Genomic DNA, 13,993 nt, shown 5'->3' with positions numbered 1-13,993 from the left:
CATAGTTGAATGGCGGAATGGCGGAATCCATTGGAGCAGCTCGCAGAGTTCATTGTGACCGATGACAAAGAGCTGACGATCGGCGGCGTGAGCGTGCACCGCTGGCTGGCGCACGAGCGGGCCCGGCTGGCCCGCGTGCTCGTGGCGCGGATGCTGGCCGACGTCCAGCACTACCGCGACCTGCCCGCGGGGGAAGTGGCCCACGACATCGTCACGCTCGTCGAGGAGAACCTCCTGGCGCTTTCGCGGGCGCTGCGCGAGCGTACGGTGCCCGCCGAGCCGGGCGGCCGGGTCGCCGAGACCGCGATCAGGGGCGCCGAGCAGGGCATGCCGCCCGGCGCGCTCATCGAGGCCTACCACCTGGCCTTCGCCGAGACCTGGCGGGTGCTGACCGCTCGGGCCGAACCCGGCGACCTGGCCGACGTACTGGCCTGTACCGAGCTGATCCTCGCCTACACGCGGCGGGTCACCGAGGTGGTCACCTCGGCCTACTTCGACGAGCGCAGCCGCCTGTCGGCCGAGGAGCGCGACGAACGGCACCGCCTGCTGTCGGCCCTTATCAACGGCGAGCACGTGGACGGCCTGGCCCCCGCCTACACCGTCCTGTCCCTGTCGGCCGGGGAAGGCGGCGCGGTGGCCACGCGGCGCAAGCTGCACCGGATCGAGCGCGAGCTGGAGGCGTTCGCGCCCGGCACGCTCTTCGACCGGCCCGCGGGCGCCGCGCTGCTGCCCTGGTCGGGGCCATGGGAGCGGCTGGAACTCCTGGTGGGACGGCTGGCGGAGGCGGGCCGCGGGCCGGTGACCGCCGCGGCGGCCCACGCCACGCCCCCGGAGGTGCCCGAGCAGATGCGGCAGACGCGGGAGGTGCTGGACGTCGTGGGCTGGTTCGGCCGCGGGCCCGGACTCTACCGGCTGACGGACGTGCTCCTGGAGTACCAGCTCACCCGGCCCACCGCCGCCTCCCGCGAACTGGCCGCGCTGCTCGATCCGCTGGACGCGTACCCGGAGTTGCTGCGCACGCTTGAGGTGCATCTGCGCCACGGGCGGTCCCGCCGGGCCACGGCCGAGGCGCTGCACCTGCATCCCAACACCGTGGACTACCGGCTGCGCCGGGTGGCGGCGCTGACCGGGCTGGATCCGGCCGGGGACGCGCACGTGCAGCGGGTGGGGGCGGCGCTGGCCGCCAGGATGAGCCGGTAGCGGAGGCGGAGGAGGCGTCGCCGGCTGTATGCGATCCTTTGCTGGCTGTACGGCGTGCGGTCCGCATGGCCGGCGGGGCGAACAGCAGCTTCGGAGTGCGGTCAGTCCGGATTGTCGTCGCAGGTGGACAAGAGCGAACCGGGCGACGGTCTCACGCGAGGGGCGCGTGTTCCTCCTGCTGGAAGCAGGGTCGCGCTTCCTATCTGGCCATGCGCCGGGTCAGCGTTTTGAGCAGGAGCAGGCAGAGCAGGGTGTTGTAGATGAGCCCGGCCGGCAGATACGGCCAGTAGGCGCCGCCGTCCATGAGCGCCCAGAACGCGCGCAGCGGCCAGTACGGCGGCAGGATTCCGAAGGCGAGGTGCCACGGCTGGTGCAGGAAGAAGAACGGGATGAACGGGATGGTGAACACCGTCAGCCCGAGCACGCGCATCACCGCCAGTCCTTCCACCTTGTTACGTGCGAGGGAGGCCATCAGGAAGCCGATGACCGGAGCCAGCAGCCCGGCGACGATGGCCACCGGGATGCTCCGCCCCAGTTGCTGAGCGGTCAGCGTCCCCGAGACGGCCAGTGAGGCGACGATCATGAGCGCTGTGACCGTACCGGTGATGGCCGCCCGGTAGAGGGGATAGAGTCCCGGCGGGATGGGGGTGACGCGCAGCGCGGACAGTGTGCGCTGGTCGCGTTCGTCCAGCAGTTGCAGCGCCATGACCGCGCTGAGCAGGAGTGGCGGGCCCATCACGCAGAACGCGCCGACGATCAGGGACCGGTAGGGGTTCAGGTCGAACGCCCATTGCCGGTCGGCGAAGGCGGTGGCCGCGGGCAGGAACCACAGGAAGGCCGCGTACAGGAAGGGTCCGAGCAGCACCCCGACCAGCAGGGAGTCGCGGCGGACGGTCCGCACGTCGTTGCGGCAGAAGGCCGCGATCATGTGCCTCATCGCCCGCCCTCCCTGGTCACGACGTGCCGGTCGAAGACCCATCGGGCGGTACGGCACAGCAGCACGATCCACAGGGCGGGATACAACACGGCGTAGGCCACCTGCCAGCCGGTGAGCGACACCTGGTGGAAGGCCGACCCGAGCAGCAGGGCCACGCCTTCGGTCGGGCTCAGGTAGAACGCCCAGTGCGGCACCAGCCCCGAGTAGTCCAGCAACGGCAGGTTGGCCAGGGCGATCACGATGGTGGAGGGCATCAGCCACTCGCTGACCGACGGGAACAGCGGTGCGGTGACGAAGCCCGCGAGCGCCATCAGCAGCGTCATCGCCGTCACCCCGGCCAGCAGGGCCAGCGGGTCGAAGCCCGGCCCGTAGTCGGCCAGCACCACGACGGCGCAGGTGAGGAAGGCGAGGGCGGCCATGGACAGCAGCTTGGCCGCCAGGTATTCGCCGAACCGCAGCGGGGTGATCAGCAGCGCGAACAGCGTCCGCTCGCCTTTCTCGAAGAACAGCGCTCCGGCCGTGAAGAACATGAAGAACTCCAGGTCGGCCATCAGCAGGTACGGCATGGCCGCCCCGAGCAGGTTGTCCGGCACCATCCACAGCACACCGATCCAGATGAGGATGACGAACGCCGTGGCGTGCCAGAATCCGTAACGGCGCTGCAGCCGGAAGTCGAGGAGCAGCGCGGCCCTCATGCCAGGGCCCTTCCGGTGACGTCGATGAAGACATCTTCGAGGCTGGCCTCCTGGCTGTGCAGCGCTTCGACGTGGTGGCCGGCGGTCAGCGCGCGGAAGGCCGGGTCGTCGGCGAAGCCGTCCAGCGGGAAGTCCTTGTCGGTCAGCTGGTCGCCGTCACGGTAGGTGACACGCACCAGGCGCCGGCTGCGGCTGACCTTGTGCTCCGCGGGGGTGTCGAGGGCGGCGATCATGCCCTCGTTGACGAACGCCACCCGGTCGCACAGCTGGTCGGCGGTGGCCATGTCGTGGGTGGTGAGGAAAACGGTGCGGCCTTCGGCGCTGATCTCGCGGATGACGTCCTTGACCCGGCGGGCGTTGACCGGGTCCATGCCGGAGGTCGGCTCGTCCAGGAAGAGCAGTTCCGGCCGGTGCAGCAGGGCCCGGACGAAGACGAGCCGCATGGCCATGCCCTTGGAGTAGGCCCCGGTTCTGACGTGGGCGTGCTCGGCCAAGCCGACGCGTTCCAGTAACTCCATGGGGTCCTCGGTCGGCCCGCGGTAGAGGGAGGCGAAGAACCGCAGGTTCTCCAGCGCGGTGAGCTTGTGGTAGTGGTTGGGCAGTTCGAAGGAGACGCCGACGCGCTGGTAGTAGTCGCTGCCCCAGGCGGCGGGTTCCTTCCCCCAGACCGTGGCCTGTCCGCCATGACCGGCGAGCAGCCCGGTGAGGATCTTCTGCGTGGTCGACTTCCCGGCGCCGCTGGGCCCGAGGAAGCCGAAGACCTCGCCCTGCTCGACGGCGAAGCTCATGCCTTTCACCGCGGGCTCGGCCGACTTCGGGTAGGTGAAGGTCAGCTCGTTGACCTCGACAACGGTCATTCTTCCTTCTTCGCTTGATGTTCCAGCCATCGATCCTTGATGCGGCCGTACTCCAGCTCCAGAAAGGCGTACATGTCGTGCGCCTCCTGCATGCGCCGCCGGCTTTCCTCGCTACGGTCGCCCAGCAGCGCCAGTCCCCGTTCGGTGGTCTTGCGCCACTCGCGCGCGATCCGGGCCTTGTCCTCGGCCTCACGCAGCCAGAACCCCGGCCGGATCCGGTAGTAGGTACGGCGCGACCCGGGCACCGGGTGGCGCTCCACCGAGCCGCCGCCCATCAGCATCCGCACCGACATGCTGATGGCGCCGCGGCTGGCCTGCAGCGCCTCGGCCAGCTCGTCGGCGGACTGATGAGGAGGCTCACAGACCATCAGCCAGCCCAGGACGCGCCCGGCCATGCGCGGGAGCCCGAGATCCTCTATCCACGCGCCGATCTCGTCGGCGTAGTCGTGCAGCGCTGTCCTCTCCATACGGCCGAAGATAGACCCCAGTGGACTGAACTTTCAATACTTATTGAAAGTTCAGTCCAAAGCGGAGAGATTGTAGGCGACGACCCCGATCGCGCGGATCCGAGGGACGTCGATCACCTGACCAGCGTCAGCCTGGTCACCGGCCGGCAGGTCGAACGGCGCTTCACCGCGGCTGCCAAGTCACTCGACCACCGCGAGCCCGAGGGCATGGCCATCCAGATCGCGGACGGCCAACCGCGTCTTCGCTACGGCCTGTCGTCAGTGGAGGTAGAGGTCGCGGAGGGCTTGGAGGTCGATGTCGGTCAGGCCAAGGCCTTGCCGTACATAGCCCGAAATATCGCCGTATGTGGCTTCGATCTGGTCGAAAGCCGCATTGAGGTAGTCCTCGCGGACCTCCAGCAGCGGGCGGACCAGCTCGCTGTCGATGCCGTGCTGGGCCGCCAGGGCGTAGACGCCCACGGCCAGGGCTTCCAGGTGGGCGTTGCTGGCCAGGTAGTCGGCCATGACGGTCTCGCGGTCCACACCCAGCAGGGTGAGGAGCAGGGCGGCGGCCCAGCCGGTGCGGTCCTTGCCGGCGGTGCAGTGGAAGAGGGTGCCGGGCTTCGCGAGGGCGCGCAGGAGGTCGGCGTAGGCCTCGTGGGCCTCCTGAGTGGTGATGAAGGAGCGGTAGACCTCGACGATGAACTTCTCCGCGTCCCGCGGTGAGCGCAGCGCCTCCGCCTGGCCGGGAGAGGTGAACAGGGAGGCGATGTCGGCCCCGTGACCGCCCCCGCGCTGCACGTCAAGCACGAGGTACGTGACGCCGTCGGCCAGGCGGTCGGGCTGCTCGGAGCGTTCGGTGGAGGTACGCAAGTCGCACACCAGCCGCACGCCGGCGTCGTGCAGGCGGCGCTGGTCCTGCTCGTCGAGCCGGTCGAGGGCACCGGCCCGGAAGGCCAGGCCGGTGCGGACCTTCCTGCCGTCCCTGGTGGCCTGGCCGCCGACGTCGCGCAGGTTGGGCGCGGAATGGATGACGAGATTTTCCCCCATGAGATCTGACCTTAGCCGGATATTTCCGACCTGCGCCTGCGACTTCCAGGCGGACACATCAAGCTTGGGAGCAGTTCAGCCCCCTGGAGCCGACCACCAAGGCGCGAGGGAAACCGAGGTGCGGGGCATGCCGAGGCGCGGGAGAGGACGAGGTTTCTGCGGCGGCGGGCGTCCGGTGGGATCCGGGGGCTCGGCATGGGCGCACGTGCCGGTCCCCTCGATCGTGTTCATGACGGCGTGTTCGAAGGGGGGATCGGTGGGGTAGGCGTGGCCCCTCGACAAACGCCTGCAAGTCGTGGCATTTATCGACTCGCTCCGCCGATTCGCCACTAAGGTCTGACCCGACACAGGAGGAACATCAATGAACGACTACGAGGCGACCTTCAAGCTGATCGACGCCGACAACGACGGGCTCATCTCGCCCGAGGAGTTCGTGCGGCTGATGGAGATCATGGGCCAGCCGGTCACGCTTGAGCGCGCCGAAGAGGCAGTCAAGCAGCTCGACCTCGACGGCGACGGGCTGATCAACGTGCGGGAGCTCGGCACCTTCCTCGAACGGTGACAAAAACAAGCACTTGCTACCCACTCTTCTGACGCATAAGTCACAATGGCGTCGGGAGGGACCATGGCCATCAGGAGCGACACCCGGACGCCCGCGGACGTCGTGACGACACTCCGGCAGGGCATCGGCCGGGTCTCCACCGAGGTGATCGAGGAGATCCAGGCCCGCATCCCCGAGTACGCCCGCCCCTCGGACGAGGCGTACATCAAGGTCATCCGGATGGCCGTGGAGCAGGCCATCTACGGCTTCCTCGACCGCATCGAGAACCCTGACGCCGCCTGGGACCCCGAGCCGTTCCGCATGATCGGCCGGGGCGAGGCCGCCGAAGGCCGTAACCTCGAACCCCTGCAGACCGCGCTGCGCCTCGGCGCCCGGGTGGGCTGGCGGCGGCTCACCGAGATCGCCGAGCCACTCGGCCTGTCCCCCCAGTCGCTCTACGACCTGGGCGAGGCCATCTTCGTCTACCTCGACCAGCTCGCCGACGCCGCCGCGGAAGGCTTCGACGAGGCGAAGGCGCACGCCGCCGGAGAGATCGAACGCCGCCGCACCCGCCTGCTCGACCTGCTGCTCAGCCGGCCGCCCGCCGGCCAGGAGGCCATCGCCGATCTGGCCAAGGCGGCCGGCTGGCGGCTGCCCAAGACCGTGGCCTGCGTGGCGCTGGGCGACCAGCACGGCGCCTACCGCCGGCCCGCGCTGCCGCCCGACGTGCTCACCGGTCTTGAGCGCGCCCATCCGTGCCTGCTCGTGCCCGATCCACGCGGACAGGGCCAGGCGATGGACGTCGCGCTGCGGGGGCTGAAGGCGGCGATCGGGCCCGCCGTACCCCTTGCTTCGGCTTCGACGTCGCTACGGTGGGCCAGCGAGGCGCTGGAGTTGTCCACGCGCGGCGTGCTGCCGCGCGGGCTCCTGAGGTGCGCCGACCACATGGCGACGCTGGTCGTGTTCAAGGACGAGGAGCTGGTCGACGCGCTGGCCGAGACGCGGCTCGCGCCGCTGGCGCACCTGCGGCCCACCCAGCAGGACCGGCTCGCGGAGACGTTGCTGGCCTGGTTGCGCCACGGCAGGGGCGCCGGGGAGGTGGCCGCGCGGCTGCACGTACACCCGCAGACCGTCCGCTACCGGCTGCGCCAGCTGGAGGAGCTCTACGGCGACCAGCTCGCCGACCCCGACATCCGCTTCGAGCTGGAGATCGTGCTCAGGGCGCGGCAGGCGCTCGGCGGAACAACCTGAGCCGTTCCTCCCCGATCCGCTCCCGCAGCGCGTGGTCCTCGACCCCGAGGTCCTCCCCGGGCGCGAGCGCGAGCACCCCGACCTTCCCGACATGCCGGTTCGTCTGTACGGCCCGCGCCGCCTCCCCCGCCCGCTCCAGCGGATAGACCCGCGACAGCGTCGGATGCACCATCCCCAGCGAGATCAGCCGGTTGACCTCGTGGCACTCCTGGTAGTTCGCCCCGTGGGAGCCGATGATCCGCTTGAGCTTCATCCACAGGTGCCGGTTGTCGTAGGTGTGGTCGTAGCCGCTCGACGACCCGCACGTCACCACCGCGCCGCCGCGCCTGGCCACGTAGACCGAGGCGCCGAACGTCTCCCGGCCCGTGTGCTCGAACACGATCCCCGGATCCTCCCCCACCAGCCTGCGCACCTCGGCCCCGAGCCGCCGCCAGTCCTTCTCGTCGGCCAGATCCTCGAACCCCGACCGGTCGATCACATGCTCACACCCCATGGCGCGCAGCAACTCGCCCTTCTCCGGCGAACTCACCACCCCGACCGGAATGCCGCCCCCGTTCTTCACGAGCTGCACGCCGTACCCGCCGAGGCCGCCCGTCGCCCCCCACAACAGCACGACGTCGCCCTGCCGCATCCGCGCGCCGCGCTCCCCCACCAGCATCCGGTACGCGGTCGCGGCGCACAGCAGGTTGCAGGCCGCTTCTTCCCAGCTCAGATGCCGCGGCTTGGCCAGCAACTGGGTGGCCTTGACCACCGCGAAGTCCGCCAGCCCGCCGAAATTGGTCTCGAACCCCCACGCCCGAAGGTCCGCGGCCAGCATCCCGTCGTGCTGGGCGATCGGGTCCTCGCCGTCCACGTACGCGGGCCCGGCCACCACCCGATCGCCGACCTTCCACCGGCGTACGGCCGCGCCCGTGCGCACGACCACACCCGCGGCGTCGGAGCCGAGGACGTGCGTGGACAGGTCGTGGCGCGGGTCGGTGCGGCCCAGCCGTTCCAGGAAGGCGAAGGTCGGGATCGGCTCGAACATCGCCGACCACACCGTGTTGTAGTTGATCGCGCCGGCCATGACCGCGACCAGCACCTCGTCGGGAGCCAGCTCCGGCATCGGCACCTGGCCCACGTGCAGCGACAGCCGTACGTCCTTGTCGGTGCCGGTGTGAGGGGCCGCCTTGAACATGCCGATCTCGTCGCGGTGGATGTAGGCGGCGCGGTAGGTGGAGGGCACGTCCAGACGGGCCAGCTCCTCGGGCGGCGCGCCGGCGGCAACGGCCTGTGCCAGGTTCATAGCAGGTCCTCCAGGTGGGCGGCGACGAACTCGACGTGGGGCGGGTCCAGAAGGTTGAGGTGGTGCGAGCCCGGCACCTCGACGATCTCCAGGGCGGGGCTGAACGGGGCGAAGCCTCTGGCAGGGTCGTCGTGGTGCAGGTAGCGCGTGTCCTCCACGGCCCAGGGAGTGGATTCCGTGCTGCGGTACAGGAGCACGCGGCCGGTGTGGACTCCCGGGCGGTAGCGCTCTATGGCGCGGGTGTCCTCGTGGGAGGTGATCTGGTGGCGGAGGATGGCCGGGCTGAGCATGCCCAGGACGCCCGACTCGGCGATGCGGGCCTCCGCCAGATCCAACTGGCCCTGCTCGTCCAGCGAGGCCAGCTCGTCCCGCTCAAGCCGCACCCGCACCCCATACGTTTTCCCGAGATATCCCGCGAAGTCCGCATATCTCTGGGCATGAAGCAACAGCCGGTCCTCCTCCGGCACCACCTCGGGCAGCCCGGAGTCGATCATCACCACGACCTCACACTCGGCGCCCAGCAACCGCCCCGTCTCAAACGCCAGAATCCCCCCGAACGACCACCCTCCCAGCCGGTACGGCCCCGGCCCGGTGCGCCGGATCTGCTCGGCGTAGAGGGCCGCACGCTCAGGGATGCCCAGCTCAGGATCGTCGATCCGCTCCAGCCCGAAGACCGGCAGAGCCAGCCGGGAGGCCAGCAAGGTGTAGACCCCGGTCGTCCCCCCGGCCGGATGCCCCAAGAACAACGCCCCCCGGACCACCCCGCCCTGCCCGACGCTCCCCCCGGCCGCCTCCCCCACCGGCCCGGCGTTTGCCCGGATCAGCCCCTCCGGCCCGGCCGGCCCGAGGCGCTCTGAGGTTGCCGGGTGGGTTCTGGCGTGGTGGTTGAGAGGGCGGAGGAGCCCGCGTTCCGCCTCCACCTCGTCCACCGCCCTGATGGCGTCGGCCAGGTCGCAGATCCGAGCCTCGGGTGTCCCGGCGGTGACGACGCGGCTGCCCACCTCACGCCCCAGCACGTCCAGCGCCACCGGCACCACCTCGGGCGGCACGGTGTCGGTGACCGAAGGCTCGTACCCCATCAACGCGGCCAGCACCCGCACCACCTGCCGCTCGGCCGCGTCCCTGGGCCCGATCACCCGGGCGGGCACCCCGGTCACCGCCGCGACCAGTTCCCCGAGCGTCCCCCCGTTGAGCAGCGGCGCCACCGGCACCACCACCCCGAAGTCGTACTCGATCAGCCCACGCAACCGCGTGGCCGCCAGCGAGTCCAGCCCCAGCTCGGTGAGCACGCTCCCGTCATCGAGCCGCCCCGGGTCAACCCCCAGCACCGCCGCCACCCGCCCCCGGACCCGCGCGGACACGTCCCCGCCCGCGTCCGCCTCCCCTTCCACCACCTCCGAGAAGTACGGCATGCGCCCAACCCCGGGAAACGCCGCCACCGCCGCTCCGGCGTCGAGCTTGACCACTCCAGCCGAACATCCCCGCAGCAGAAGCGCCTCCAGCGCCTCGATCCCTTCGTCCAAGGTGATCGCCTCCACAGCGGGCAGAGCTGAAGCCCCCACCCAGGTCCCCCAGTTGACGGAGACGGCCACCGACCCCTCCGACCGGCGCACCTGGCAGAGCGCGTCCAGCCAGGCGTTGGCGGCGGCGTAGGCACCCTGTCCGGGTGAACCCAGCAACGCGGCCGCCGAGGAGAACGCCACCCACCAGTCCGCCTCCCGGGTGGCCTCATGCAGCCGGAGCCCACCGGCGACCTTCCCGTTCCACACCCTGCGGAGACTGTCCGCATCGAGATCGGCCATCAGCCGGTCGTCGAGCACCCCGGCCGCGTGCACCACCCCACGCAGCCGCATCCCGCCCTCGGTGGCCGCCCCAGCCAGCCGCTCCGCCGTACCGGCCTCCGCCAGATCCCCCGCGACCACCACCGCACCAGACGGCAGCCCGGTGTGGTCCTCAGGCGCCGAGCGGCCGTTCAACACGATCCGCGTGGCTCCCCGATCAGCCAGCCACCGCGCCACCGCCTGCCCGAGCCGCCCGAACCCACCCGTCACCACGTACGCCCCCGGCCCCACCACCGGATCCCCGCGCCCGGGCCGGGCAGGGGCGGCGGGCGGCAGGACCATGCGCCTGAGCCGGGCGGCGTAGCGGGTGCCGTCCCGCCAGGCCACCTCGTCCTCGGCGTCGTCGCAGACCCGTTCCCGGTCCAGGACGGCAAGGTCGTCCACGTCCACCAGCACGGCCCGCAGTTCCGGACGTTCCAGGGCCAGCACCCTGACCAGCCCCCGCAACGACGCGGGACCGGGATCGGGCTTCTCGCCTTCGAGAACGGCCTGCGCCCGCCGGGTCACGATCGTCAGCCGTTCGCCCGTGGACGCCTCGCGGGCGATGCGCAGGATCAGCTCCTGCGTCCCGGCCGGGTCCAGCCCCCGCGGCACCACGACCACCGGCCGGGGCCCCGAACCCTCCTTTCCGGGAGGCGCCTCGGCCCAGACCCGCTCGACCAGCTTGTCCTCCAGCGGGGCCGGAACCTCGTGCGGCGGAACATCCCGGATCTCCACCCCCTCCAACGTCCCGTCCGCCCGCACCCGGCCCACCCTCTCCACGCCCTCCGCCGCCGGGCCGGGGGTGAGCGCGGCGGTGCCGTACACCTTCCAGATCCCGGCGGCGTCCTTGGCACCGACGCTGACGACCCCGCCGGACAGCGTCACCGTGACGCGCGCGGGCAGCGGCAGGAGAGCGTGCAGCACCACGTCGTGCAGCGGCATCGCGCCGTGAACCTCGCGGGCGGCCGCGTGGGCGAGGCGGGCGACCACGGTGACCGGCAGTACCGGGCGGCCGTGGCGGTGCCAGGTGGCGGGGCCGAGGCGCCATGGGGCGTCGGACAGGTCGTCCAGGGTGGTGCTCCACACGTGGCCGTCGGGGGTCTCCACGTGTGACCCCAGCAAGCGGTGCACGCCATCGGCCGGTGTCCCGGCGCGGCGGTGCGGCGGAACCCAGTGGCGCTCGTGCCGCCAGGGCGCGTGCGGGACGTCCACGATCCGCCCTGCCGTCCTCGGCGGGATGGCGGCGGCCACCGTCGCCGCCTGCGCGTAGAACTCCCCGTCGTCCTCGCGGCGTAGCGAGTGGGTGACGAGCGCCCCGCCGCCGCCCGTGAGCGTGTCGCGGAGGGCGGAGGTGAGGAGGGGGTGCGGGCCGATTTCGGTGAAGACGGTGAATCCGTCTTCGGCGGCGGCGCGTACCGCCTGGGCCAGGCGCACCGGGCGCCGTACTCCGGCCGCCCAGTACGCGGCCTCGAAGACCGGCACCTCTCGCGGGTCATCCAGGACCGTCGAGTAGTACGGCAGAGCCGGTTTACCCGGATCGATGCCGGCCAGTTCCTCCCTGATCAGCGGGAGCAACGGCTTGACCTGCGGCGAATGGCCGGCGCCTTCGGCCGTCAGCGTCCTGGCCAGCCGGCCGGAGGCGGCGATCCTCCCGGCGAACTCCGCCACCAGGCCAGGGTCACCGGTGATCACGGTCTGGCGGGGTGAGGTGTGGACGGCGACGTGGAGGGTGTCCGGGATCTCGTCCGCCGCCGCCTCGACGATCGCCATCGCGCCTCCGCCGCCGAGTGTGCCCAGGAGCCGGGCGCGGCGGCAGATCACCCGGACCGCGTCACGCGGGTTCAGCCCACCGGCCACCACCGCGGCGGCCACCTCGCCCATCGAGTGGCCGATCACGGCGGCTGGGCGGATGCCGTACGCCTGCCAGAGCCTGGCCAGGGCGATCTGGGTGGCGAAGATCAGGGGCTGGGCCCGGGCGACGCCCTCGGGGGTGGTCCAGAGGTCGATGCCCGCTTCGGCTCTCAGGAGCGGGGCCAGGTCGTCGAGGGCGGCCCGGTAGGCGGGTTCCGTCTCGTAGAGGTGGCGGCCCATGTCGCGCCACTGCCCGCCGTACCCGCTGAAGACCCACACGGGACCCGCGCAGACGGGTGGGAGGGCGAACGGGCGTGCGGTGCGCAGGCTTTCGGCGAGTTCGCCGGAGGTGGCGGCCACGACGGCGGCGGCGAACCGTCCCCGTCCGGCCCGCCTGGCCAGCGTGTGGGCCACGTCCTCCAACGCCCGGTCCCGGCCGGTGACCCACTCCGCCAGTAGCCCGGCGTGGGCCCGCACCCGGTCCGCGCCGACGTCACTGATGGTGAACACGTGCTTGGCCGTGTCGGGCACGAGGACGGTGGCGGGAGGGGCGGCGGTGAGGGCGACGTGGGCGTTGGTGCCGCCGAAGCCGAACGACGACACACCCGCGCGGGGCCGTGGCCAGGGGGTGGGCTCGGTGACCACGGACAGGCGCTCCCATGGGATGTGCGGGTTGGGGGTCGTGAAGTGGATGCTGGGTGGGATGACGCCATGGTGCAGCGCCAGGACGGTCTTGATGAGGCCGGTCACGCCCGCCGCCGCCTCCAGGTGGCCGAGGTTCGACTTGGCCGAGCCCAGCAGCACCCGCCCGCCGGGGAACGCGGCGGCCACGGCCGCGGCCTCGATCGGGTCGCCCAGGTACGTGCCGGTTCCGTGGGCCTCGATGTAGGCGGGGTCGGGGAGGCCGGCGTGTACCTGTCTCAGCAGCGACTCCTGCGCCTGCGGGTTGGGGGCGACCAGGCCGTTGGAGCGGCCGTCCTGGTTGACGCCGGTGCCGGTGATCATGGCCAGCACGCGGTCGCCGTCGCGCAGCGCGTCGGGGAGCCGTTTGAGCACCACGACGCCGCAGCCTTCCGCGCGTACCATGCCGTCGGCCGAGGCGTCGAAGGCGCGGCATCGGCCGGTGGGCGAGGTGCCGCCGCCCTGGTCGAAGGCCATGGTGATGATCGGTGACAGCAGCAGGTTGACGCCCGCCGCCAGCGCCAGGTCGCTCTCGCCGGCGCGCAGGCTGCGTACCGCCAGGTGGGCGGCCACCAGCGAGGACGAGCAGGCGGTGTCCACGGCCAGGGAGGGCCCGCGCAGGTCGAGCAGGTAGGACAGGCGGTTCGCGGCGATGCTCAACGCCGCCCCGGTCGCCGTCCAGGCGTCGACCTTGGCCGGGTCGGCGGTGGTCAGGTAGGCATACTCATTTCCGGAAATACCAACAAATGTCCCGGTACGGCTCCCGCGCAAACCCCGCGGCGCGATGCCGGCGTGCTCCAGCGCCTCCCAAGCGGTCTCCAGCAGCAACCGGTGCTGCGGATCCATGACCGCCGCCTCACCGGGCGCGATGCCGAAGAACTCGGCGTCGAACCCGGCCACGTCCGCCAGGAACCCGCCGTGCCGCGTCGTCCTGGCCAGCGCCTCCCCGGCCGAGGCGGAGCCGTCGTCGAAGGGCGCCCAGCGAGAGCCGGGCACGGTCCCGACCGCGTCCCGACCGTCCATGAGCAGCCGCCAGAACTCCTCCGGCCCGTGCGCGCCCGGCACCCGGCACCCGGCTCCGATCACCGCGATCGGCTCGTCCTCCGCGCGGGCGTGCTGCCGTCGCAAGGTCACCGGCGGTTCGGACAGGGCGCGGACCAGCTGGTTCACGGTCGGGCTCGCCCAGACGAGGGTGGGGCTCAGGTCCCGGCCGAGCAGCTCCGACAGCTCTCCCGCGACCGCCACGGCGTCCCTGGACGACAGCCCGTACTCCTCCAGCGGCCGGTCCGGATCGACGTCCTCGCCGGCCAGCCGGGCCGCGAGCCGTTCAAGGAGAAAGCCACGGACGTCCACGTGCGCTCCCATGCTGCCGGGGT

At 71.5% G+C, this 13,993-nt stretch carries 10 protein-coding genes; 3 read left to right on the top strand and 7 right to left on the bottom strand.

The annotated features are described in order from the left end of the window. Positions 1 to 54 precede the first annotated feature (54 nt). Positions 55 to 1,200, top strand: a complete 1,146-nt coding sequence (locus tag ACIBKY_RS21370) for a PucR family transcriptional regulator (protein ID WP_397098599.1) — start codon at positions 55 to 57, stop codon at positions 1,198 to 1,200. A gap of 199 nt (positions 1,201 to 1,399) precedes the next feature. Here the strand turns inward: ACIBKY_RS21370 and ACIBKY_RS21365 are convergent, their stop codons facing one another. The 5 genes from ACIBKY_RS21365 to ACIBKY_RS21345 form a co-directional block, all read right to left on the bottom strand. Continuing rightward, positions 1,400 to 2,137: an ABC transporter permease gene (locus tag ACIBKY_RS21365; protein WP_397098597.1), complete on the bottom strand. Its 738-nt coding sequence runs from the start codon at positions 2,135 to 2,137 to the stop codon at positions 1,400 to 1,402. Then, complete coding sequence (locus tag ACIBKY_RS21360) at positions 2,134 to 2,832, bottom strand: fluoroquinolone transporter permease (RefSeq protein WP_397098595.1); 699 nt, start codon at positions 2,830 to 2,832, stop codon at positions 2,134 to 2,136. Before ACIBKY_RS21360 ends, ACIBKY_RS21365 begins: the two co-directional genes overlap by 4 nt. Further along, complete coding sequence (locus ACIBKY_RS21355; protein ID WP_397098593.1) at positions 2,829 to 3,689, bottom strand: ATP-binding cassette domain-containing protein; 861 nt, start codon at positions 3,687 to 3,689, stop codon at positions 2,829 to 2,831. Before ACIBKY_RS21355 ends, ACIBKY_RS21360 begins: the two co-directional genes overlap by 4 nt. Continuing rightward, positions 3,686 to 4,156 (bottom strand): GbsR/MarR family transcriptional regulator, encoded by a 471-nt coding sequence (locus tag ACIBKY_RS21350; RefSeq protein WP_397098591.1) that lies wholly within the window; start codon positions 4,154 to 4,156, stop codon positions 3,686 to 3,688. Before ACIBKY_RS21350 ends, ACIBKY_RS21355 begins: the two co-directional genes overlap by 4 nt. A gap of 258 nt (positions 4,157 to 4,414) precedes the next feature. After that, positions 4,415 to 5,185: a tyrosine-protein phosphatase gene (locus ACIBKY_RS21345; protein ID WP_397098589.1), complete on the bottom strand. Its 771-nt coding sequence runs from the start codon at positions 5,183 to 5,185 to the stop codon at positions 4,415 to 4,417. Positions 5,186 to 5,546: 361 nt separating this feature from the next. Between ACIBKY_RS21345 and ACIBKY_RS21340 the strand changes: the two genes are divergently transcribed. Beyond that, positions 5,547 to 5,747: an EF-hand domain-containing protein gene (locus tag ACIBKY_RS21340; RefSeq protein ID WP_379618390.1), complete on the top strand. Its 201-nt coding sequence runs from the start codon at positions 5,547 to 5,549 to the stop codon at positions 5,745 to 5,747. 63 nt (positions 5,748 to 5,810) lie between these two features. Beyond that, positions 5,811 to 6,977 carry a helix-turn-helix domain-containing protein gene (locus ACIBKY_RS21335; RefSeq protein ID WP_397098587.1) on the top strand — a complete coding sequence of 389 codons (1,167 nt, stop codon included), beginning with the start codon at positions 5,811 to 5,813 and terminating at the stop codon, positions 6,975 to 6,977. On the opposite strand, the gene ccrA is transcribed toward ACIBKY_RS21335, so the two are convergent. After that, complete coding sequence (gene ccrA, locus ACIBKY_RS21330) at positions 6,943 to 8,262, bottom strand: crotonyl-CoA carboxylase/reductase (RefSeq protein WP_397098585.1); 1,320 nt, start codon at positions 8,260 to 8,262, stop codon at positions 6,943 to 6,945. The two genes, ACIBKY_RS21335 and ccrA, sit on opposite strands and share 35 nt — an antisense overlap. After that, positions 8,259 to 13,970: an SDR family NAD(P)-dependent oxidoreductase gene (locus ACIBKY_RS21325; RefSeq protein WP_397098583.1), complete on the bottom strand. Its 5,712-nt coding sequence runs from the start codon at positions 13,968 to 13,970 to the stop codon at positions 8,259 to 8,261. The genes ccrA and ACIBKY_RS21325 overlap by 4 nt, the downstream gene beginning before the upstream one ends. Between the last annotated feature and the right edge of the window lie 23 nt (positions 13,971 to 13,993).

The sequence above is a fragment of the Nonomuraea sp. NPDC050394 genome (assembly GCF_044459065.1).
Taxonomy (GTDB): Bacteria; Actinomycetota; Actinomycetes; order Streptosporangiales; family Streptosporangiaceae; genus Nonomuraea.
This window is presented reverse-complemented; position numbering and strand designations above follow the sequence as displayed.